This is a genomic window from Fusobacterium mortiferum ATCC 9817 (genome assembly GCF_000158195.2).
Classification (GTDB): Bacteria; Fusobacteriota; Fusobacteriia; order Fusobacteriales; family Fusobacteriaceae; genus Fusobacterium_A; species Fusobacterium_A mortiferum.
In genome coordinates this window covers 367,492-388,051 of record NZ_GL987994.1, presented here as the reverse complement: position 1 = coordinate 388,051, position 20,560 = coordinate 367,492, and the positions used below count along the sequence as shown (strand labels likewise).

Sequence of the window (20,560 nt, the reverse complement as noted above, 5' to 3'; positions counted from 1 at the left end):
GGAGTCATCTTGGAAGAAAAATCAAAAGTTCCTGCTATTGATAAAGCAGATAAAATTTTTAACTATCTTTACTATAAATATTCAGCTACTCAAAGTTCTATTTCTAAAGATTTAAATCTTCCTAAGGCAACTGTCAATAGACTTTTAGAAGTACTTACTAACTTAAAGTATCTCAATTATCAAGATAAAGAGTACACTTTAGGAGAAAAATTTTACTTTTTCTCTAATAGATATGAAAAATATACTCTTATTAAGAATATAACTCATCCATATCTTGAAGAATTATCTTTAAAATTTAAAGAAACATTTAAATTAAGTGTTCTTGATAATGATAAAATTAGAAGTATTGCTACTGTTGAAAGTAGTGATTTAATAAAAGTATCTGTAGCAGAAAATGCTATTTTTCCACTTCATGCTGGAGCAGCTAGTAAGCTTCTTATTTGTCAACTTAGTGAAAGCAAATTAAATAAACTCCTTACTAAAACTCTCCCAAAATATACTGATAATACCATAACAGACAGAGAAAAGTTAAAAGAAGAATTACTTAAAATTAATATACAAAAAGTTTCTTATGATAATATGGAACACTCAAAAAATATTAAAGCTGTCGCAGTTCCAATATTAGATAAAAAAAATAGAATTATAGCTGCTATTAGTTGTCCTTGTTTTCCTGATGATTTAACAGATGAAAAATCGAAATTCTTAGTTAAAGAGATGCAGAAAACTTGTGAAGAAATCTCAAAAAGATTAGAATATTTTATAAATTAAAAAGGTGAAAAGAAAATATGTTATTAGAAAATACCACTAAAAAGAAAAATGAAAATAATCGAGAGTTTATCTATAGAGTTATTAAAGAAAATATTATGACTCTCAATCTAAAACCTGGAGAATGTATTAGTGAAGTAGAGTTAGGAAATCAACTTAATGTAAGTCGTACCCCTGTAAGAGAAGCTATTGTTAGATTATCTGAAGAAAAACTTATAGATGTTTTTCCACAAAAAGGATCCTTTGTTTCTAAGATAGATTTAAATTTAGTTGATGAGGCTGTTTTTTTAAGAGCGCTTTGTGAAAAAGAGATTTTAAAATTGGCTTGCTCTGATAAAAATTCTAAAGAGTTAATTAGAGAGTTAGAAAAAAATCTAGCTTATCAAAAAATTATAATTGATTTTGAAGAAGACTTACATAAATTTTTTGACTTAGATAATGAGTTGCATGCTTTAATTTTTTATTATTATAATAAAAAAAATGTTTGGAAAAGTGTAAAAAGATTAGCTACACATTATGATAGACTTAGACTTATTGATGCACTAGAAAAGTTTAGTGCCACTAAAACTTATGAACAACATCATGATATTATTGATATTATAAAAAATAAAACAACTGAAAATATTGACAATTTAATCTCGGAACATCTTTCAAAATTTAAGCATGTAATTAATAATTATTTAGATAAATATCCTGAATATTTCAAATAAAAAAAGGGCAAAATGTACTGCACCCAAAATCTTAGACATCTAAGATGGAGGGTGTAGTTTTTTTATGGCTAAATTAACAAAAGAACAAAAAATTGAAATTTATGAGAGAAGATGAAATGGGGAAACTATAAAATCTTTAGCTTTAAACTTCAATATTAATATTCACAATATTGAGTATTTAATTAGACTCATAGATAGACATGGGTATTCTATTCTTAGAGATGATAAAAATCGTTATTATTCTAAAGAGTTTAAAGAGCTAACTATTAATAGAATATTAACAAATAATGAATCCCTCTTATCTGTCGCAATTGATATTGGATTAAGTTCAACAGGAATTTTAACAAATTGGATTAAAAAATACAAAGAAAACTGCTATAATGTCATAGAGAAGAAAAAAGGGAGAAAACCAAAAACTATGACTAGGTAAAGAAATATAATAAAACAAGAACTAATAAAGAAAAAATTAAAGATTTAGAAAAAGAAATTTTGTATTTAAAGACTGAAAATGAATACCTAAAAAAGTTAAATGCTCTAGTTCAGGAAAAGGAACAACAAGAGAAGATAAAACCATAGTAATAACTGAATTTAGAGCCAAATATCCTTTAAAAATATTACTTGAAATATCTGGAGTGTCAAGAGCTACATACTATTTCTATGTAAATAAAGAAGATAAAGACTTAAAAAATCAAGATATTATTGATAAAATCAAAGAGATATTTTATGAAAATAAAAAGAGATATGGATATCGTAGAATTACATTAGAACTTAAAAATCAAGGAATAAATATCAACCATAAGAAAGTTTTAAGACTAATGAATAAATTAAATTTACATAGTATTACGCGTAAAAAAAGGAAATATTCTTCTTATCAAGGAACTATTGGAAAAATTGCTGATAATCACATTAAAAGAAATTTTGAAGCAAATAAACCAAATGAAAAATGGTTTACTGATGTAACAGAATTTAATTTAAGAGGAAATAAAATATACTTATCTCCAATATTAGATGCTTACGGAAGATATATAGTTTCATACAGTATATCGTCAACTCCTAATTCAAATCAAATAATAGATATGTTAGATAAAGCATTTAGTAGCAATAAAGAGATAGAAAAATTAATATTTCATAGTGACCAAGGTTGGCAATATCAGCATAGTTTTTATACTAAAATATTAGAAGAAAAAAATATAATTCAAAGTATGTCAAGAAAAGGGAATAGTTTAGATAATGGACTAATGGAAAGTTTCTTTGGAATAATGAAATCAGAAATGTTTTATGGAGAAGAAAATAATTACAAAAATATTGAAGACTTAAAGTTAGCAATAGAAGAATATATAGATTATTATAATAATAAAAGGATAAAGGTAAAATTAAAAGGATTAAGTCCTGCAGAATACAGGAATCAATCCTTATTAATCAATAATTAAATAATAGTGTCTAAGAAAAGGGGTTCACTACAAAAGCCCTTTTTTTTATTATTTTACAAATCCTCCAATAGTTGGTAGATACATTGAAATAGCTGGAATATAAGTTACTAACATAAGTACTATTATTATTACTACATAATATTTTATAAGCTGTCCCATTACATCTTCTATTTTTAAATTTCCAACTTTTACTCCAACAAATAGAGTATTTCCAACTGGTGGAGTAATATTTCCTATACATAGGTTAAATACTATTATTATTCCAAATTGTACAGCACTCATTCCAAAAGATTGAACTATTGGTAAGAATATTGGAGTAAATATAAGTATTGCTGGTGTTACATCCATAAATGTTCCTATAAATAGTAATAATAAGTTCATTAATAAAAGAATTAAGAATTTATTATTTGTTAATCCTAAAATTAAACTTGATATTGCTTGAGGTACACCTGTAAATGCCATTACCCAAGACATTATTGTAGATACTCCTATTAGGAATACTATAATTCCTGTCATTTTAGCACTCTCAGCAAATATTTCAATTAATCCTTTTATAGTTATTGTTCTATAAAATAACATTGAAAGAATTAATGTATAAACTACTGCTACTACAGAACCCTCTGTTGGAGTAAATATTCCTTTAATAATTCCTCCAATTACTATAATAATCAGTGCAAGTGATGGTAAAGCATCTATAAAAGTTACTAGTACAACTTTTAATTTAAAATTATTTGTACCCTTCATTCCTTTAGCTTTACATAAATATAAAGTAAGAGCCATACATCCTATTCCCCATAAAATTCCAGGTAGGTATCCTGCCATAAATAGAGCAGCTACTGAAGTTCCTCCACTTACTAATGAATATACTATCAATGAGTTTGATGGTGGAATTAATAATCCTGTTGGAGCTGATGCTATATTTGCTGTTGCTCCTAATTTTTTATCATATCCTTGTTCCTCTTCCATAGGAAGTAAAATTCCTCCCATAGCAGCACAAGCAGCAGTTGCTGAACCTGATATTGCTCCAAACATCATATTAGCTAAAATATTTGTTTGCATAAGAGAACCAGGTATTCTTCCTGTTAATGATTGAGCAAATGATACAAGCTTCTTAGCTATTCCCCCTTGGTTCATTATATTTCCAGCAAGGATGAAAAATGGTATAGCTATCAAAGTAAAGTTTGAAATTCCTGAAAATATTCTTTGAGCTCCTGTTACTAATGTATTATCAAAAGCTAATGATGGTAATATTGCTAATATTGAAGATAATCCTATACTAATAGCAATAGGAAATCCTAATAATAAAGTTATTACTAAAACTATAAACATTATTAAAGCTGTTGTAAGTACCATTCCTATGCCTCCTCTTTAACTTTTTTTAATAAATCTACTATATTTAAAATAGAGTATATTGAAGTAATTACTCCACAAGTTGGAAGTACAGAATATACATATCCCATTGATACTCTAAGAGCTGGAGAAATTTGAGTCATAGTTAATGTAGTTATAGCTTTTCCTCCACATACTAATACTCCAAAAGCGAATAATAAAACTACTATCTCTGATAAAATAGCAATATTCAATTGAATTTTTTTAGAATATCTTTCTACGAAAAATACCATACGCATATGATCTCTTTTTCCAAATACATAAGAAGCTGCAAACATTGACATCCAAGCAAAAGAATAAGATATTAATTCTTCAGATATTGTACTTGGATCTTTTAATACATATCTTGAAGTTATTTGATAAGTTCCTACCACTGTCATAAACATAAATAAGATTACACATATTCCAATAATTATTTTATCAAGGGCATTTCTTAAATTATTCATTAGTTATTCCCTCCCTCTTTTATTTGTTTTCCTATCTCTTGAATTTTATCATAAATAGGTTTTAATTTAGGAGTTGCTTCTAATACCTCTCCATGTAATGGTAAAACTCTCTCTTTAAATAGAGCTACATCTGGATAGATAAATTGCACATTCATATCATTTTGAGCTTGTGCTTTAGCTTTCTCAACTGATTCTGTCCAAGCTTCTCTTTGAACTTTTGATATCAATCTAAATCCTTCATTAAATATTTCTCTCTCTTCTGGAGAAAGTCCATTTAAGAATTTTAAGTTTCCTATTAAAATATCTGGAACCATTTGGTGCATATTATATGAATAATACTTAGCTACCTCTCCATGTTTATTACTTGTTATAGCTAACTCATTATTTTCTGCTCCATCTATTACGCTTTGTTGTAAAGCTGTATAAACTTCTCCAAATCCCATAGGAGTTGCTGCTCCTCCAAATAATTCCATCATTCTTATATTTGAAGCACTTTGTTGTACTCTAATTTTTAATCCTTTTAAATCATCAGGTGTATTAATAGGTTTTTTTACTGTATAAAAGTTTCTAGTTCCTGCATCTAACCAAGTAACTGCTTCAAATCCTGATTTTTCAGTAGATGTAAAAATAGGCTCTATCAATTCTGCATTATCCATTACAGCATGGTAATGTTCTGGGCTATCAAACAGATATGGTAAGTTAAATATTTGATAGATATTATCAAAACTTTCTAATATAGCATTACTTGCTACAGCAAAATCTATTGCTCCTGTTTGTGTTAACTCAACTGTATTTACTTGTGAACCTAGTAATTCATTAGGGAATACTTGTACATCATACTTATCTCCAAGTTTACTTTCTATAAACTCTTCAAATGCTAATAATCCTATATTTGTAGGATGGTCCTGTGCTTGGTTATGAGATATCCTAATAATTCTTCTATTATCTCCTTTTCCACAAGCTCCAAGAATAAATAAACAAGTTACTATTAGTAATAGATTTAAAAACTTTTTCATCTTTCCTCCTCTATTCTCCTAAATATTTTTTTAATGTATTTACTACTGCATCTTTTCCAGCCAACATCTCTACAAAATATTTTTCTACTCTGTCAGCCATTCCTACTTCTTCTAAATCCACTCCAAATATCATCCTATTTTTTAAGATTTCTCTTAGTTGCCCCTTATAAGTTTCAGGTTTTCCAAACTCTATTCCTGCCATTTTTTCTTTTAACATATCTAACATAGGATCTGGACTAATACTTCTTTCATTTCCATTATCATCAATTCCTAATAAATATCTAAACCATCCAGCATATACAAGTGGTATATATCTAATATCTTCTACATTTAATTCATCACTTGCTAAATATGCTTTTATAGTCTCTCCAAATCTTATTCCTACTTTTTGAGATGTATCTGTTGCTATCCTCTCAGGTTGGTCTGGTATAAATTTATTAGCAAATCTCTCATTGATAACTTCATCTATAAATGCTTTTGGACTTAATATTTTTGGGTCATCTACAACTTTTAATGCCTCTCCATATCCTATATTTTTTATTAATTTATTTAAATATGGATTAGATACTGCATCAAATATTGTTTTTTCATTTAATAGACAACCGTATACAGCTAGTGTAGTATGTAATGGGTTTAAACAAGTTGTAACTTTCATTCTCTCTGTTTTTTCTACTGTCTCTCTATCTGTTACATATACTCCAGCTTCTGATTTTTCTAATTCTGGTCTTCCATTAGGGAATTTATCTTCTACTACAAAATACTCTGGTGCTTCAGCATTTACAAAAGCTCCTGTATAAGTATTTTTAGAAGTAACTACTATATTCATATCTTCAAAACCTAATTTTTCTAGGTGCTCTTTTACTACTTCTGCAGGTCTTGGAGTAATTTTATCTATCATTGAAATAGGATAAGCTACTTTTTTTTCATCTGATACATAAGCCAAGAACTCTTTTTCTACATATCCTTTTTCTACCCAATGCTCTGCTATATCAAGAACAGCTGCTCTTACTCTATCTCCATTTCCAGCACAGTTATCCATGCTTACTAAAGCAATTGGAGTTGCTCCAGCTTTAAATCTAACATATAGTAAGTTAGTTACTATACTCATTATATGTTTTGCTTCTTCTGGAGAGTTTTGGAAATCCTCTTCTATAACTTTCATATATTCTCCATTTGGAGTTTTTAAGTTATATCCTTTTTCAGTAATTGTAAAACTGATCATTTGAAGAGTTGGAGCTTTTACTATCTCTTTTAAAGTATCTTTATCTGTGTCAGCTTTTAAAGATTCAACTATACTAGCTATAACCTCAGTTGAAAAATTTCCATCCTTTGATAGAATTACTGATAAAGTTAAATTATCATGTGGCTTATACACTTTATCTATAATCTCTGTATCAAAACTTTCTGCAACGATAATCCCTGTATTTTCAAGCCCTTTATTTAAAAGATTTTGTTGCATCTTCCCAACATAAGCTCTGAAAATATTTCCAGCACCAAAGTGTAACCACTTTGGTGCCTTCATTGTATTTTCTTTTACAGTTTCTATATCATATGCAGGAGTCACTACTTCACTTATATTTTTTATATTTTTCATCTCATTTAAGTTTAATTTCATTTTATCCTCCTGAATATCCTATACATTTTACTATTTTCCTAATTTAGTTAAAGTTTCCCAAATTCCAGTTATATAACTTGCTCCTAAAGCTCTATCATATAATCCATATCCTGGTTTTCCAGTCTCTCCCCAAATCATTCTTCCGTGGTCTGGTCTTAAGTATCCATCAAATCCATTTTTATGTAACACTCTCATTATCTCAACTATATCTAATGAACCACAACCAGAGTAATGAGCTGACTCTTCAAAGCTTACTCCATCATTTAATAACTTAACATTTCTTACATGCATGAAATGGATTCTTCCCATAGCACTATATTTATCTACTAATTTTGGCATGTCATTGAAGTTTGCACATCCTAATGAACCTGTACATAGTGTAAGTCCATTGTATTTGCTATCAACTAATTTTAAAAATCTATCTAAATTTTCCTCTTTAGTGATAATTCTCGGTAATCCAAATATTGGCCAAGGTGGATCATCTGGGTGTATAGCCATTTTAATATCATTAAGCTCTGCTACTGGAATTATTTGCTCAAGGAAATATTTTAAATTTTCCCATAATCCCTCTTCTCCTAATGCTTTATATTTAGCAAATAAATCTGCCATCTCCTCTTTTGTATAGCTTGAATCCCATCCTGGTAGAGATAATTCACTATTTAATGGATCTAACTTATCCACTTGGTCTTTGTAGTAAACTAGTGCTGTCGAACCATCTTCTAACTCTTTATCTAATTGAGATCTTGTCCAGTCAAATACAGGCATGAAGTTATAACATATTACTTTTACTCCAGCTTTTGCTAAGTTTTCTATATTTTTCTTATAGTTCTCAATATATACCTCTCTTGTAGGTAATCCTAATTTTATATCTTCATGTACAGGAACACTCTCTATTACCTCAAATTTTAATCCAGCTTTTTCAACCTTCTCTTTAAGAGCTAATATCTTGTCCATTTCCCATACTTGTCCTACTGGTACATCATAGATAGCTGTAACTATACTATGCATAGTAGGTATTTGTTTTATGTATTGAAGACTTACTGGGTCTGAGTCTCCATACCATCTAAATGATAATTTCATTTACTCCTCCTTAAAATCTATATATTTTTAATTTCTATATTTTTAATTTAAAATAATTTTTAGCATTTAAGTAACAAATCTCTTGTACCATAGCTTTTAAAATCTCTTCATCAAATGGAACTTCTCCCTCTTCTACCCAAGTACCAATTAGATTACACATAATTCTTCTAAAGTACTCATGTCTTGTGTAAGAGATAAAACTTCTTGAGTCAGTTAACATTCCTACAAATCTTCTAAGTAATCCTAAGTTTGCTAGTGCTATCATCTGTTTTATCATTCCATCTTTTTGATCTAAGAACCACCAACCAGAACCAAATTGCATCTTACCTGGCATCTCTCCACATTGGAAGTTTCCTATCATAGTTCCTAGCACTTCATTATCCTTAGGATTTAAACAGTAAAGAATTGTCTTAGGTAGCTCTCCTGTTTTTTCTAACTCATTTAATAGAGATGATAATGACTTAGCATAATTATTATCTGCTATTGAGTCCATTCCTATATCTGCTCCTAATTTATCAAACATTCTACTATTATTATTTCTTAGAGCTCCCATATGAATTTGCATTCCTAAATCATATTTTTTATATTCTCTTCCTAACTCTACAAATAGCATTGTTTTATAAGCTTCTCTCTCTTCTGCTGTTAACTCTGCTCCAGTTAAAGCTTTTTGGAAAATTCTTTCTATTTCCTCTTCATTTACTATTTTGAAAAATGGTTCCTCTAAACTTAAATCTGTAACTAAGCAACCTCTCTCCACGAAAAATTTAACTCTTTCTTTTAATGCTTCTACAAAAGTTCTAAAAGAGTTTATGGCTATTCCACTTACTTCAGCTAATTTTCCTACATACTCTACATATCCAGTTTTTTCTATTCCCATAGCCTTATCTGGTCTATATGTAGGTAATACTTTTACTCCAAACTCTTTATCTTGAGCTATCTCTAAATGGTACTCTAGAGAATCAATTGGATCATCTGTTGTACAAAGTGCTGTTACATTAGCTCTCTTTATTAAATTTTTAGTTGTAAACTCTGGTGTTCTTAAAAGCTCATTTGCTTTATTCCAAATAACTTCTGCATTTTTTCTATTTATTACTTCATCTATTCCAAAGAATCTTTTTAACTCTAAATGTGACCAATGATATAGTGGATTTCCAAAACAATACTCTATTGTCTCAACAAAAGCTAGAAATTTCTCATAATCACTGGCATCTCCTGTAATATATTTTTCATCTATTCCATTACTTCTCATGGCTCTCCACTTATAGTGATCTCCATATAGCCATATTTGTGTTAAGTTATCATATCCTTTATTTTCTGCTATCTCTTTTGGGTTCAAATGACAATGGTAATCAAAGATAGGCATATCTTTTGCATATTCATGATATAATTTTTTACTCACTTCATTTTTTAGTAAAAAATCTTCGTTCATAAAACTTATCATTTTTAACCTCCTCTTTTAATTTTATACTTGTATACTAGAATAATAACTTGAAATTTAAAAAAAGTCAATAGTTTTTTTGCTATTTTTTCTAAAAAATAATTAAATGTATTTATATAAAACAGTGTTCTAAGTTAGAAATTAGTATCATTATTTTTCTAATAAAAAATGAGATAGATTTTACTCCATCTCATTTTAAGGTAAGTTCATATTTCAATTATTTTATAATATAGTTATTAACATTATTGTAACAAATATTTTCTACCATTTTCCCTAATTTATTTATATCATTAGGTAATTCTCCGTTTTCTACCCAATCTCCTAGTAAGTTACATAAAATTCTTCTAAAATATTCATGTCTTGTATATGACAAGAAACTTCTTGAGTCAGTTAACATTCCTACAAATCTCGAAAGCAATCCTAAATTTGCTAATGCTGTCATCTGTTTTATCATTCCATCTTTTTGATCTAAGAACCACCAACCAGAACCTAATTGAATTTTTCCTGATATTCCTCCACCTTGGAAACATCCAATTAAGGTTCCTAAAGTTTCGTTTTCTCTAGGATTTAAATTATATAAAATAGTTTTTGGCAACTCATCAGTATCATCTAATGTATCTAATATTCTTGAAAGAGCAAGTACAAAAGTTTCATCTGCAATAGCATCAAACCCTGTATCTGGTCCTAATTTTTTATACATTCTAGTTGAATTATTTCTTATACATCCTATATGATATTGCATTACCCAACCTTTTTTATTGTATTCTCTTCCTAAGAAAAGTAATATATTCGTTTTATAAATTTTTACTTCTCTTTCCGTTAACTCTTCTCCAGAAATTTTCTTTTTAAATATTCTATCTGCCTCTTCCTCTGTTCCCATTTCAAAAACTACTGGGTCAAGAGCATGGTCAGATATTCTACATCCTACTTCATGGAAAAACTCTATTCTTTCAAGTAAAGCTTTTTTAAATTCAGATAATGACTCTATCTTCTTTCCATGTAACTCTTCTAATTTATTTAACCATGGCATATAATCTTCTTTATCTATTCTCACACCTTTATCAGGTCTAAAAGTTGGTCTTACTTCCACATCAAAAGTTTTGTCATTTTTTATTCCTATATGATATTCTAAAGAATCTATTGGGTCATCTGTTGTACATAAAGTTTTTACATTAGCTCTTTTTATTAATTCTCTAGCTGTAAACTCGTCTGTTGATAATTTTTCATTTGTCTTTTCCCAAATCTCTTCTGCTGTTTCCTTTGAAAGTATAGTATCTATTCCAAAGAATCTTTTTAACTCTAAATGAGTCCAATGGAATAATGGGTTTCCGTAACACTCATCCATAGTTTCTGCCCATTTTACAAATTTTTCTTTATCACTTTTATCTCCAGTTATATAATCTTCAGATACACCATTACTTCTCATAGCTCTCCATTTGTAATGATCTCCTCCTAACCATATCTCTGAGATATTTTTATATTTTTTATTTTCAAATATCTCTTTTGGATTTAAATGACAGTGAAAGTCATATATAGGCATATTTTTTGCATAATCATGATATAATTTTTTAGCTGTTTCTGTGTTTAATAAAAAATCCTCACACATAAATTGTTTCATTACTTCTCATCTCCATTTATAATGTTACCCCAGATTTAAATATAGCTATCTCTTGAAATTTATTTTTTTCATTATTAGTTTTTTCTCCATTTATAACTTCAATAATATACTCAATAAATTCCTCTGTTAAGTCTTCCATGCTGATATCTTCTGATACCAATCTTCCAGCATCAAAGTCTATCCATTTTCTCTTTCTATTATATAATTCACTATTAGTTGAAATCTTTACTGTTGGTACATATCCACCATAAGGATTTCCTCTCCCTGTTGTAAACAGTACAATATGACATTTAGCTGCTGCTAAAGCTGTAGTAGCTACTAAATCATTCCCAGGTGCTGATAAAAGATTTAATCCTTTCTCTCTTAAAACCTCTCCATATTTTAAAACATCTATTACTTTTGATGTTCCAGATTTTTGTGTACAACCTAAAGATTTATCTTCAAGAGTTGTAATTCCACCTTTTTTATTTCCAGGAGATGGATTTTCATATATTTCTTGATCATGTTTTATAAAATATTCTTTAAAGTCATTTATTAAATCTACACATTTTTCAAAAACTTCCTTATTTTTACATCTCTTCATAAGTAATGTTTCTGCCCCAAACATTTCTGGAACCTCTGTTAAAACACTTGTTCCTCCTTGAAATATTACATAGTCTGAGAAATGTCCAAGCATAGGATTAGCAGTTATTCCAGAAAGTCCATCTGAACCACCACATTCAAGTCCAAAATTTATCTCTCCTAACTCTCCCTCTTCTCTCTTATCCTCTAGCATTTTTTCATATAGAGATTTTAAAATTCCTTTTCCACTCTCTATTTCATCCTCTACATCTTGAGAGATTAAAAATTTTACTCTCTCCTCATCATACTCTCCAAAAGTTTTTATAAATTCAGAAACTTGATTATTTTCACAACCTAGTCCTAACACTAAAACTCCACCTGCATTAGGATGTTTTACTGTATTTTGAAGAATAGTTCTAGTATTGATATGGTCCTCTCCTAATTGTGAACATCCATAGTTATGTGTCAATACATTTATACCATCAACTTTTAAATCTCCTATTTCTTTTAAGAATGCTTCTTTTATCAAATTAGCTATTCCATTTACACATCCTACTGTTGGAACTATCCATAGTTCATTTCTTATTCCAACATCTCCATTTTTTCTTCTGTATACCTTTACTTTTCTTTTATTTGATGAAGATAATTCCTTTTCAAATTCTGGAGTGTATTCATAGGTACTTAAATCTTTTAAGTTGGTTCTTATATTATGAGTATGTACCCACTCTCCAACTTTTATATCTTCAAGAGCATATCCTATTGGCATTCCATATTTTAAAATATTTTCTCCCTTAGATATATTTTCAAGAGCTATCTTATGTCCCTTCATTGTATCTTGAAGAATTTTTATCTCTTTCCCATCTATTTTTATAATTTCATCTTTCCTATAATCTCTAAGGACAATTATTACATTATCCTTAGAATTTATCTTTATAAACTCTTTCATTATTTTACCTCTTCCAGAGCTTTTTTTACTCCATATTTATCTATTTTTTCTACATAGTGAGTTACTAAATCTGTCATTCCCTCTATTGTATTTAGATTGATATCCCAATGTTTTTCCAATCCTAACACATGCTCAACTATTTTTCTGTAGTTATTTGTTTTCCATAACTCTTGATACATTTCCAAATGATGTTTATCATCTCTTAAATTTATTACATTCCCATTTTCTCTAACTCCCTTATAAAATCTTATTAAAGCAGCTAGTGAAAAAAGTAATCTTTTTGGTAGTTTTCCAGTTCTTCTATATGTCTCTAGTACTTGTGGTAAAATTCTTGATTTATACTTTGACATTGAGTTTAAAGAGATATCCATCAACATATGTTTTACATATGGATTTTGAAATCTTTTTATTACAGCTTCCTTAAATTCTACCAATTCTTTTTTATCCATATCCAATGCTGGAATAATCTCTTCATCAATAGCTTTCTCTATAAATGTTCTTACATCACTATTTTCCATCGCTTCTCTTACTGTATCTATTCCATAAAGATAAGCTACTGGAACCATAGCTGTATGAGCTCCATTTAAAATTCCAACTTTTCTCATCTTATATGGTTTTAAATCATTTACAATTAAGATATTTAGATTTACTTTATCCAATCTTAACTCTTTTGTTAAAATATCCTTTGGTCCTTGAATAACAAATAGGTAAAAATACTCTCCTGTTGTCATAAATTTATCTTCATATCCTAATTCTTTTACTAACTCATCTTTTTCTGCTCTTGGATATCCTGTTACTATTCTATCTACCAATGTAGAACACCAGATATTTCCAGTTACCAACCAATTTTTGAACTCTTCCTCTAGATTCCATAGATCAGCATATTTTAAAACAATTTTCTTTAATTCTTCTCCATTATAATCTATAAGTTCACAAGGCATTAAGATAAATCCTTTATTTACCTCTCCATTAAAAACTTTAAATCTTTCATGTAAAAGTCTTGTTAATTTAGCTGGGAATGTATTTTGTGGTCTATCATCATATTTATCCTCATCACTATAAACTATTCCAGCTTCTGTTGTATTTGAAATTATAAATCTCATCTCTGGATTATGAGCTAATTTTAAATATTCATCAAACTCTTTATACACTGGAATCTCCCTATTTATTGAAGAGATAATTCTATAATCTTTTACTACCTCTCCCTTTTCATTGATACCTCTAATTATTGAAGTATATAGTCCATCTTGAATATTTAGTAATGGTACTGTATCATAATCTATCGGTCTCACCACTGCTATACCAGCATTTAAATCTGTATTTTTATTTATAATATCTAATTGCCAATCTACAAAACTTCTTAAAAAATTTCCCTCTCCAAATTGAATTATTTTTTCTGGGTATTTTGGTAAATTTAACTCTTTTCTACTTAACATTTTATTTCCCCTCACTTAATCTCTTATTTATCTTTCTATTATTTTATTAGCTTTTAACCAATTCATCACTACATCAGTCCAATTAGCTACTGATTTTCCAGTCGTTCCTCTAATAGAGTATCCATGCCCACCATCTTGATATAAGTGAAGTTCTACTGGTACTTTTTTCTCTCTCAAACTTTGATAATATTTTAAAGAATTTTCTACTGGAACTGATTTATCATCTGTCGCATGCATAATAAAAGCTATAGGTGTCTTTTCATGAACATTCTTCTCCACTGAAAATTTTTCTACCAACTCTATACTTGGATTTTTCCCTAGAAGATATTTTCTTGAACCCTTATGTGCATAAGGCTCTGTCATAGTTATAACAGGATAACCTAAAATTTGAAAATCAGGTCTAGCACTTATCTCATCTATCTTGTCTGTATTTTTATAAACTTTTTCATCATACTTATTAGCTAATGAACTAGCTACATGTCCTCCTGCTGAAAATCCCATAACTCCTATTTTTTCTTGATTTAGCCCCCACTCTTCACTATAATTTCTTATTACTCTCATAGCTCTTTGAGCATCCTGAAGTGGAACTACCTCTTTATTCTCATGATCATTTTTAGGAAGTCTATACCTTAATACAAAATATGTTACTCCCTCTCCATTCAGCCAAGGAGATAGCTCTTCTGCTTCTTTATCTAGCACAACTCTTTCATATCCTCCACCTGGAATTACTAAAATACCAACTCCATTTGGATTTTTAGGAACATATGCTGTAATTGTAGGAATTTTTATATTTATAGCCGCTCTATCTTTTATTTTAGGATCCTTACTTCTCTCTAAAATTTCTTCTTTGATTTCAACTTTTTCACTTCCTGGAGCCACACCTTCCCATATTTGAAAAGTATCTCCTGTATGTAATTTAGCTTGTACTAGCATACTGATAATTAAGTTAAGAAATAAAAGTTTTTTTCTCATAACTTTTCTCCTTTAAACCTTCCAATCTTTAAATAATTTTTCTTTAGTTATTTTTTGAGCTTCCTCTTTTGATAAAACTCTTCTTTTTATATTTTCTTTAGCTCCTATCCCAGTATTAGAATACTCATAAAATCTTGCATCTTCTGGTAAAAAGCCAGACATAACTGTCCATCCTTCATTATTAATATGTTTTCCTAAATCTGAATTCATTATTATTACACTAGGATTATGTCCTGGTCTTTTTCCTGGATGCCAAGGTCTTCCTAAATATACAGTATTTGCTTTAGCATCACTTACAAAATTACAAGCATTAAAAATAAATCCTAACTCTTCTGTTTCCTTAGTTGAAGCAGCAGTTACATAACCATTAACTTTCTCATCTTTTTTATCTTTTGAGAATATTTCACACTTTTCAAAATAAGCTTGTGCTGCTCCAAATATAAAATCAACATGCCCTTCTATATAACACTCAAAATAATACTGCCTACCTGTATTAGCATACAATGTATCTTGATTCCCTAAAAAATTACAATTTCTAAATTCAGACATATCTGCATCATTTTTTAATGCTACCGCTTGTTTATTCTTGAAATTACTTCTATTATAGTCAAAACTATTTAAAAATGTTATATTTTCTGCTTGAAATCCTACCGCTTCTGGAAAAATAGTTACACTAGCACTTCCTGCTGTTCCATAAGTTTCTTGAGACCCATCTCTTTTTATTGTATCTGATGCATCATCCCACTCAATTATTACACCATTTTTACTTTCTCCTAAAAGTTTTATATTGGGTTTGTTGATATACAACTTCTCTTTATATATTCCATTTTTCAAATAAATTACTGTTCTTTCCTTTGAATCTATCGAATTAATTATTTTTTGAATTGACATTGTATCATCTAATTGAAACATATTTTCTCTACCCCACATTATAAAATTTACAATAAAAAATAATCCCAATATAACTTTTTTATACATAATCCCACCTCTAAACAAATTATCTTACTAACCATCCTCCATCTACTGCTAAGATGTGTCCGTTTACATAGTCTGATGCTTTACTTGCTAAAAATACTACTGCTCCCATTAAATCAAATGGATCTGCCCATCTATTTGCTGGTATTCTACTTAGTATCTCAGCATTTCTCTTCTCATCTGCTCTTATCGGTGCTGTATTTGCTGTCTTGATATATCCAGGTGCTATCGCATTGATTTGAATATTGTGTGCTGCTAACTCATTTGCAAAGGCTTTTGTTATTCCTGCTACTCCATGCTTACTTGCTGTATATGGTGGTACAAATTTTCCCCCTTGGAATGATAACATTGATGCTATGTTGATTATCTTTCCTGAACCTTGTCCTACCATTACTTTGGCTGCCGCTTGACTTAAGAAGTATACTGAATTTAAGTTGATATCCATTACCGCTTTCCAATCTTCATCTTTGTACTCTAATAATGGTGCTCTTCTTATTGTTCCTGCGTTATTTACTAATATATCTATCTTTCCAAATTTCTCTACACAAGCTTCTATTACTTTATCTATTTGAGCTCTGTCTGTTAAGTCTGCTTGGAAAAACTCTATCTTTCTTCCTTCAGCTTCTACCATAGCTCTTGTTTCATCCCAAGCTCTATCATAAGTTACTACAAATAGATCTGCTCCTGCTTTTGCTAGTGCTACAACATAAGCTTGTCCTAATCCTGTATTTCCTCCTGTTACTATTGCCACTTTCCCTTTTAAAGAAAAGAAATCCATACTAAAATTATTTAACATTTTTCCTCCTTCAACTCTCTCTATTTTTAATCTCTTATCTTAAATCATTCATTGCCACATGGTCCATATCTGTAAATGTTTGATTTTCTCCAGCCATTCCCCAGATAAATGTATAGTTTCTAGTTCCCACTCCAGAATGAATAGACCATGATGGAGATATCACTGCTTGCTCATTTCCCATCACTATGTGTCTTGTTTCATTTGGCTCTCCCATCAGATGAAATACTTTGCTATCCTCTGTCATATCAAAATATAGATAAACTTCCATTCTTCTCTCATGTGTATGACAAGGCATTGTATTCCACATATTATTTGGTTCTAACATTGTCATTCCCATCACTAATTGACATGATTGGCATACTGCTGGATGTACATATTGATATATCGTTCTCTTATTTGAGTTTTCTAAATCTCCTAAGTGTACCTTATTAGCTTTTTCTAAATCTATCATTACTGTTGGATAAGTTTTATGTGCTGGAGATGAATTTATATAGAACTTAGCTGGATTTTTTTCATCATCAGAAGTAAAGATCAACTCTTTTGATCCCATTCCTACATATAATCCCTCTCTTGATTTTACTTCATAAACTTTTCCATCAATAGTAATCTTACCATTTCCACCAATATTTATTACTCCTAGCTCTCTTCTCTCTAAGAAATATTCTGAACCAAGTTCTTTGCACCCTTCTAATTTTAAACTCTCTTTTACTGGAGTTATTCCTCCAGCTATTACTCTATCTACATGAGAATAAACTAAGTTTACCTCATCTTCTATAAATACCTTTTCTATTAAGTAATGCTTTCTTAACTCTTCTGTTGTATAGTGTTTTGAATCCTCTGGATGATTTGCATATCTTACATCTAATCTCATTTTATTTTCTTCCTTTCATTCTTATTTTTTCACCAATATTATTCTTTACTATTAAATTATCAAAACTGATATTTTCTACATTTTCAATAAAAAATCCCGTTTTAGCTTCTTCATCTATAAATGACATCATAGCTGGATATTCTGGTGTTACTTCACCATCTTTAAAATCAACTTCTACATTTTTAAATTTTACATTTTCAATAGGTTTTTCTGGTAATCCATATAAAAATCCAGCACATACTAATGTGTCTTCAGCTTTAATATTTTCAAAACTTATATTTTTTATACTTGGAGTTCTTTCATCCACTGGAAGTTTTTCTTTGGTATACACATACTCAGTTTTTCCATCTGGATCACAAAAATAAAAACTATTAAATACAAATGGAACTTTAACTTCTTTCATACTTATATTTTTTACATAGATTCCATCTATTACTCCATTTTCTCCTCTTCCACGTCTAGTCTTTATTCTTATTCCTTTATCCGTTTTATAAAAATCACATTTTTCTATATTTATATTCTCTACTCCTCCAGACATTTCACTTCCAATAACTACTCCTCCATGTCCATACTTCATTGAACAATTTTTTATTATAAAATTCTTTGAAGGCTTATTTAACACTTTTCCTAAGTATAATTTACCAGATTTTATAGCTATACAGTCATCTCCAACTGAGAAGTCTATTCCTATATACTCCACATTTTCACATGATTCTGGGTCTATTCCATCAGTATTAGGAGAATCTGCTGGATTTTCTATTTTTAGATTAATAAATCTTAAATTATTTGTTAAAAATGGATGTATAGTCCATGAAGGAGAATTCATAATTTTTATTCCCTCTATTACTACATTTTCACAACTATTTAAGAATATACTTCTTGGTCTCCAAGCTATATTCTTTACTTTAGGATTTTTCCACCAATTCTCTTTACTAGCTTGTCCATTTAAACACCCTCTACCTATGATTCTTACATTTTTTACATTGATACCTGTTATTAGAGATGTAAAACTATCCAAGGGATTTCCTTCCCAACTACCTAAATAATACTCCTCATTTTTATCATTATCTATTAATCCTGGTAAAATTCCAAAATTTTCTCTTTTAGTATCTCCTAAAAGTTCAGCTCCTTCTCCTAACTCTATTGTTAGATTATCTTTTAAAAATAGTGAAGTTATCAAATATTTTCCCTTTGGTATATATACTCTTCCATTTTCTGGACAAGACATTATTGCAGTCTGAAGAGCTAGAGTATCATTTGATACTCCATCTCCTTTTGCTCCAAATCTTTTTACATTCAATGTAAAACTCTCAATTTCAGTCTTAACTTTTATCTCTGATATTTTTTCCTCATTCTTTTCAAATATCAAAAAATATTCTGTGTCTGGTTCTAAATCATAGATTGTATTTACAACTTTTGTTAATTCAATCTTTTTAGCATTATATTTTAAAATAACTTTTTCATCTAAGAAAAAATTTTCATGAGTCTCCAATTGGAAAGATACACTTCTTGAAGTAACTAACAAAATATTAATTTCCATAATTTTTCTCCTTAATTATTTTTTCTATCCTTTTACTCCACCAGCTGAAATACCATCCACAAAGTGTTTTTGTGCTCCAAAGAATATAATTAATGATGGTGTTAATCCAATAATTGACATTGCTAATATTTGATTCCAGTTAACATTACTACTTACGTCCATAGACATTTTTAATGCTAATGCAACTGGATATTTTTCAACACTTGACAGATAAATCAATGGTCCCATAAAATCATTCATTGTCCACATAAATTGGAAAAGTGCAACTGAAATTATCGCTGGTTTTAACATTGGAACCATTATATAAATCAATGTTTGCAATGAATTACATCCATCTACACACGCTGCTTCTTCTATTTCTTTTGGTAATCCTCTTATAAATTGTATTAGCATGAATACAAAGAAAGTATCTGTTGCAAATGCTGCTGGTACAAATAGAGGTAGGTATGAATCTAACCAACCAAAGTTTTTATACATTAAAAATTGTGGTATTCTAAGCACTACATTTGGTAATAGTAATGTTGAAATTAAAATACTAAACAAAACTTTTTTCCCAGGAAATTTAAATCTTGAAAATCCATATGCTGTTAATACAGCAGAGATTATTGTTAAAATAACCTTAGGAACTACTATTTTAAAAGTATTCATAAAATAAGTTGCAAAAGTATATTCAGTTGATGTTTTCCATCCATTTACATATCCAGTAAAATCAAATTTAAATCCTTTTGGAATAAATCCTATACTTGTAAATATATCTGCATTTGTTTTAAATGAAGCTCCCAATAACCAAATTAATGGATATAACATAGCTACTCCTACTATAACTAAGATTCCATATCTTATTCCAGCTTTTATTCCATTTATAATTTTTCTCTTTCTATTTCTCTCTAAATTCTTTCTTTTTAACTCTTCAATAGCTTTTTCATCTAAAAATTCAACTTTTGTATTTGCCATCT

17 protein-coding genes and 1 pseudogene are annotated in these 20,560 nt (G+C 29.1%); 3 read left to right on the top strand and 15 right to left on the bottom strand.

Going from position 1 to position 20,560, the window contains the following annotated elements; translation table 11 throughout:
• Positions 1-9 precede the first annotated feature (9 nt).
• The 3 genes and pseudogenes from FMAG_RS11480 to FMAG_RS11470 all read left to right on the top strand — a co-directional run bounded on the left by FMAG_RS11480 (position 10) and on the right by FMAG_RS11470 (position 2,905).
• Positions 10-768, top strand: coding sequence for an IclR family transcriptional regulator (locus tag FMAG_RS11480; RefSeq protein WP_005886871.1), 759 nt, complete (start codon positions 10-12; stop codon positions 766-768).
• Between the two features lie 17 nt (positions 769-785).
• Positions 786-1,475, top strand: coding sequence for a GntR family transcriptional regulator (locus tag FMAG_RS11475; RefSeq protein ID WP_005886869.1), 690 nt, complete (start codon positions 786-788; stop codon positions 1,473-1,475).
• 127 nt (positions 1,476-1,602) lie between these two features.
• Positions 1,603-2,905: pseudogene (locus FMAG_RS11470) on the top strand (IS3 family transposase).
• A gap of 48 nt (positions 2,906-2,953) precedes the next feature.
• Here FMAG_RS11470 and FMAG_RS11465 read toward each other — a convergent pair.
• From FMAG_RS11465 to FMAG_RS11395, 15 genes are all read right to left on the bottom strand, one after another.
• Complete coding sequence (locus FMAG_RS11465) at positions 2,954-4,258, bottom strand: TRAP transporter large permease (RefSeq protein WP_005886865.1); 1,305 nt, start codon at positions 4,256-4,258, stop codon at positions 2,954-2,956.
• Positions 4,259-4,260: 2 nt separating this feature from the next.
• Positions 4,261-4,740 (bottom strand): TRAP transporter small permease, encoded by a 480-nt coding sequence (locus FMAG_RS11460; protein WP_005886863.1) that lies wholly within the window; start codon positions 4,738-4,740, stop codon positions 4,261-4,263.
• The gene (locus FMAG_RS11455) at positions 4,740-5,756 is read right to left on the bottom strand and encodes a TRAP transporter substrate-binding protein (protein ID WP_005886861.1); all 1,017 of its coding nucleotides are present in this window, start codon (positions 5,754-5,756) and stop codon (positions 4,740-4,742) included. Before FMAG_RS11455 ends, FMAG_RS11460 begins: the two co-directional genes overlap by 1 nt.
• Before the next feature lie 10 nt (positions 5,757-5,766).
• The gene (locus tag FMAG_RS11450; RefSeq protein ID WP_005886859.1) at positions 5,767-7,371 is read right to left on the bottom strand and encodes a mannitol dehydrogenase family protein; all 1,605 of its coding nucleotides are present in this window, start codon (positions 7,369-7,371) and stop codon (positions 5,767-5,769) included.
• Positions 7,372-7,401: 30 nt separating this feature from the next.
• The gene (uxuA, locus tag FMAG_RS11445) at positions 7,402-8,451 is read right to left on the bottom strand and encodes a mannonate dehydratase (RefSeq protein ID WP_005886856.1); all 1,050 of its coding nucleotides are present in this window, start codon (positions 8,449-8,451) and stop codon (positions 7,402-7,404) included.
• Between the two features lie 34 nt (positions 8,452-8,485).
• Positions 8,486-9,892, bottom strand: coding sequence for a glucuronate isomerase (gene uxaC / locus FMAG_RS11440; RefSeq protein ID WP_005886854.1), 1,407 nt, complete (start codon positions 9,890-9,892; stop codon positions 8,486-8,488).
• 214 nt (positions 9,893-10,106) lie between these two features.
• Positions 10,107-11,507 carry a glucuronate isomerase gene (gene uxaC / locus FMAG_RS11435; protein ID WP_005886852.1) on the bottom strand — a complete coding sequence of 467 codons (1,401 nt, stop codon included), beginning with the start codon at positions 11,505-11,507 and terminating at the stop codon, positions 10,107-10,109.
• A gap of 16 nt (positions 11,508-11,523) precedes the next feature.
• Positions 11,524-13,014, bottom strand: coding sequence for a UxaA family hydrolase (locus FMAG_RS11430; RefSeq protein WP_005886850.1), 1,491 nt, complete (start codon positions 13,012-13,014; stop codon positions 11,524-11,526).
• Complete coding sequence (locus FMAG_RS11425; protein WP_005886848.1) at positions 13,014-14,450, bottom strand: tagaturonate reductase; 1,437 nt, start codon at positions 14,448-14,450, stop codon at positions 13,014-13,016. The genes FMAG_RS11430 and FMAG_RS11425 overlap by 1 nt, the downstream gene beginning before the upstream one ends.
• 27 nt (positions 14,451-14,477) lie before the next feature.
• Entirely contained in the window at positions 14,478-15,422 is a 945-nt protein-coding gene (locus tag FMAG_RS11420) for an alpha/beta hydrolase (protein WP_005886846.1), read from the bottom strand.
• Between the two features lie 12 nt (positions 15,423-15,434).
• Entirely contained in the window at positions 15,435-16,400 is a 966-nt protein-coding gene (locus tag FMAG_RS11415; protein ID WP_005886844.1) for a pectinesterase family protein, read from the bottom strand.
• Between the two features lie 19 nt (positions 16,401-16,419).
• A complete protein-coding gene (gene kduD / locus FMAG_RS11410; RefSeq protein ID WP_005886842.1) occupies positions 16,420-17,193 on the bottom strand; it encodes a 2-dehydro-3-deoxy-D-gluconate 5-dehydrogenase KduD in 774 nt (257 codons plus the stop codon).
• A gap of 34 nt (positions 17,194-17,227) precedes the next feature.
• Positions 17,228-18,064, bottom strand: a complete 837-nt coding sequence (gene kduI / locus FMAG_RS11405) for a 5-dehydro-4-deoxy-D-glucuronate isomerase (RefSeq protein ID WP_005886840.1) — start codon at positions 18,062-18,064, stop codon at positions 17,228-17,230.
• 1 nt (position 18,065) lies between these two features.
• Complete coding sequence (locus FMAG_RS11400; RefSeq protein WP_005886838.1) at positions 18,066-19,604, bottom strand: glycoside hydrolase family 28 protein; 1,539 nt, start codon at positions 19,602-19,604, stop codon at positions 18,066-18,068.
• A gap of 24 nt (positions 19,605-19,628) precedes the next feature.
• Positions 19,629-20,558 (bottom strand): carbohydrate ABC transporter permease, encoded by a 930-nt coding sequence (locus FMAG_RS11395; RefSeq protein ID WP_005886836.1) that lies wholly within the window; start codon positions 20,556-20,558, stop codon positions 19,629-19,631.
• Positions 20,559-20,560 lie beyond the last annotated feature (2 nt).

Bases quoted from the DNA above. Each gene is read 5' to 3' on its own strand.
- FMAG_RS11400 (WP_005886838.1), bottom strand. From the start codon at position 19,604: ATGGAAATTAATATTTTGTTAGTTACTTCAAGAAGTGTATCTTTCCAA.
- FMAG_RS11465 (WP_005886865.1), bottom strand. From the start codon at position 4,258: ATGGTACTTACAACAGCTTTAATAATGTTTATAGTTTTAGTAATAACT.
- uxuA (WP_005886856.1), bottom strand. From the start codon at position 8,451: ATGAAATTATCATTTAGATGGTATGGAGACTCAGACCCAGTAAGTCTT.
- FMAG_RS11475 (WP_005886869.1), top strand. From the start codon at position 786: ATGTTATTAGAAAATACCACTAAAAAGAAAAATGAAAATAATCGAGAG.
- FMAG_RS11395 (WP_005886836.1), bottom strand. From the start codon at position 20,558: ATGGCAAATACAAAAGTTGAATTTTTAGATGAAAAAGCTATTGAAGAG.
- FMAG_RS11415 (WP_005886844.1), bottom strand. From the start codon at position 16,400: ATGTATAAAAAAGTTATATTGGGATTATTTTTTATTGTAAATTTTATA.
- FMAG_RS11430 (WP_005886850.1), bottom strand. From the start codon at position 13,014: ATGAAAGAGTTTATAAAGATAAATTCTAAGGATAATGTAATAATTGTC.
- FMAG_RS11425 (WP_005886848.1), bottom strand. From the start codon at position 14,450: ATGTTAAGTAGAAAAGAGTTAAATTTACCAAAATACCCAGAAAAAATA.
- FMAG_RS11460 (WP_005886863.1), bottom strand. From the start codon at position 4,740: ATGAATAATTTAAGAAATGCCCTTGATAAAATAATTATTGGAATATGT.
- FMAG_RS11450 (WP_005886859.1), bottom strand. From the start codon at position 7,371: ATGAAATTAAACTTAAATGAGATGAAAAATATAAAAAATATAAGTGAA.
- FMAG_RS11455 (WP_005886861.1), bottom strand. From the start codon at position 5,756: ATGAAAAAGTTTTTAAATCTATTACTAATAGTAACTTGTTTATTTATT.
- FMAG_RS11420 (WP_005886846.1), bottom strand. From the start codon at position 15,422: ATGAGAAAAAAACTTTTATTTCTTAACTTAATTATCAGTATGCTAGTA.
- kduI (WP_005886840.1), bottom strand. From the start codon at position 18,064: ATGAGATTAGATGTAAGATATGCAAATCATCCAGAGGATTCAAAACAC.
- uxaC (WP_005886854.1), bottom strand. From the start codon at position 9,892: ATGATAAGTTTTATGAACGAAGATTTTTTACTAAAAAATGAAGTGAGT.
- kduD (WP_005886842.1), bottom strand. From the start codon at position 17,193: ATGTTAAATAATTTTAGTATGGATTTCTTTTCTTTAAAAGGGAAAGTG.
- uxaC (WP_005886852.1), bottom strand. From the start codon at position 11,507: ATGAAACAATTTATGTGTGAGGATTTTTTATTAAACACAGAAACAGCT.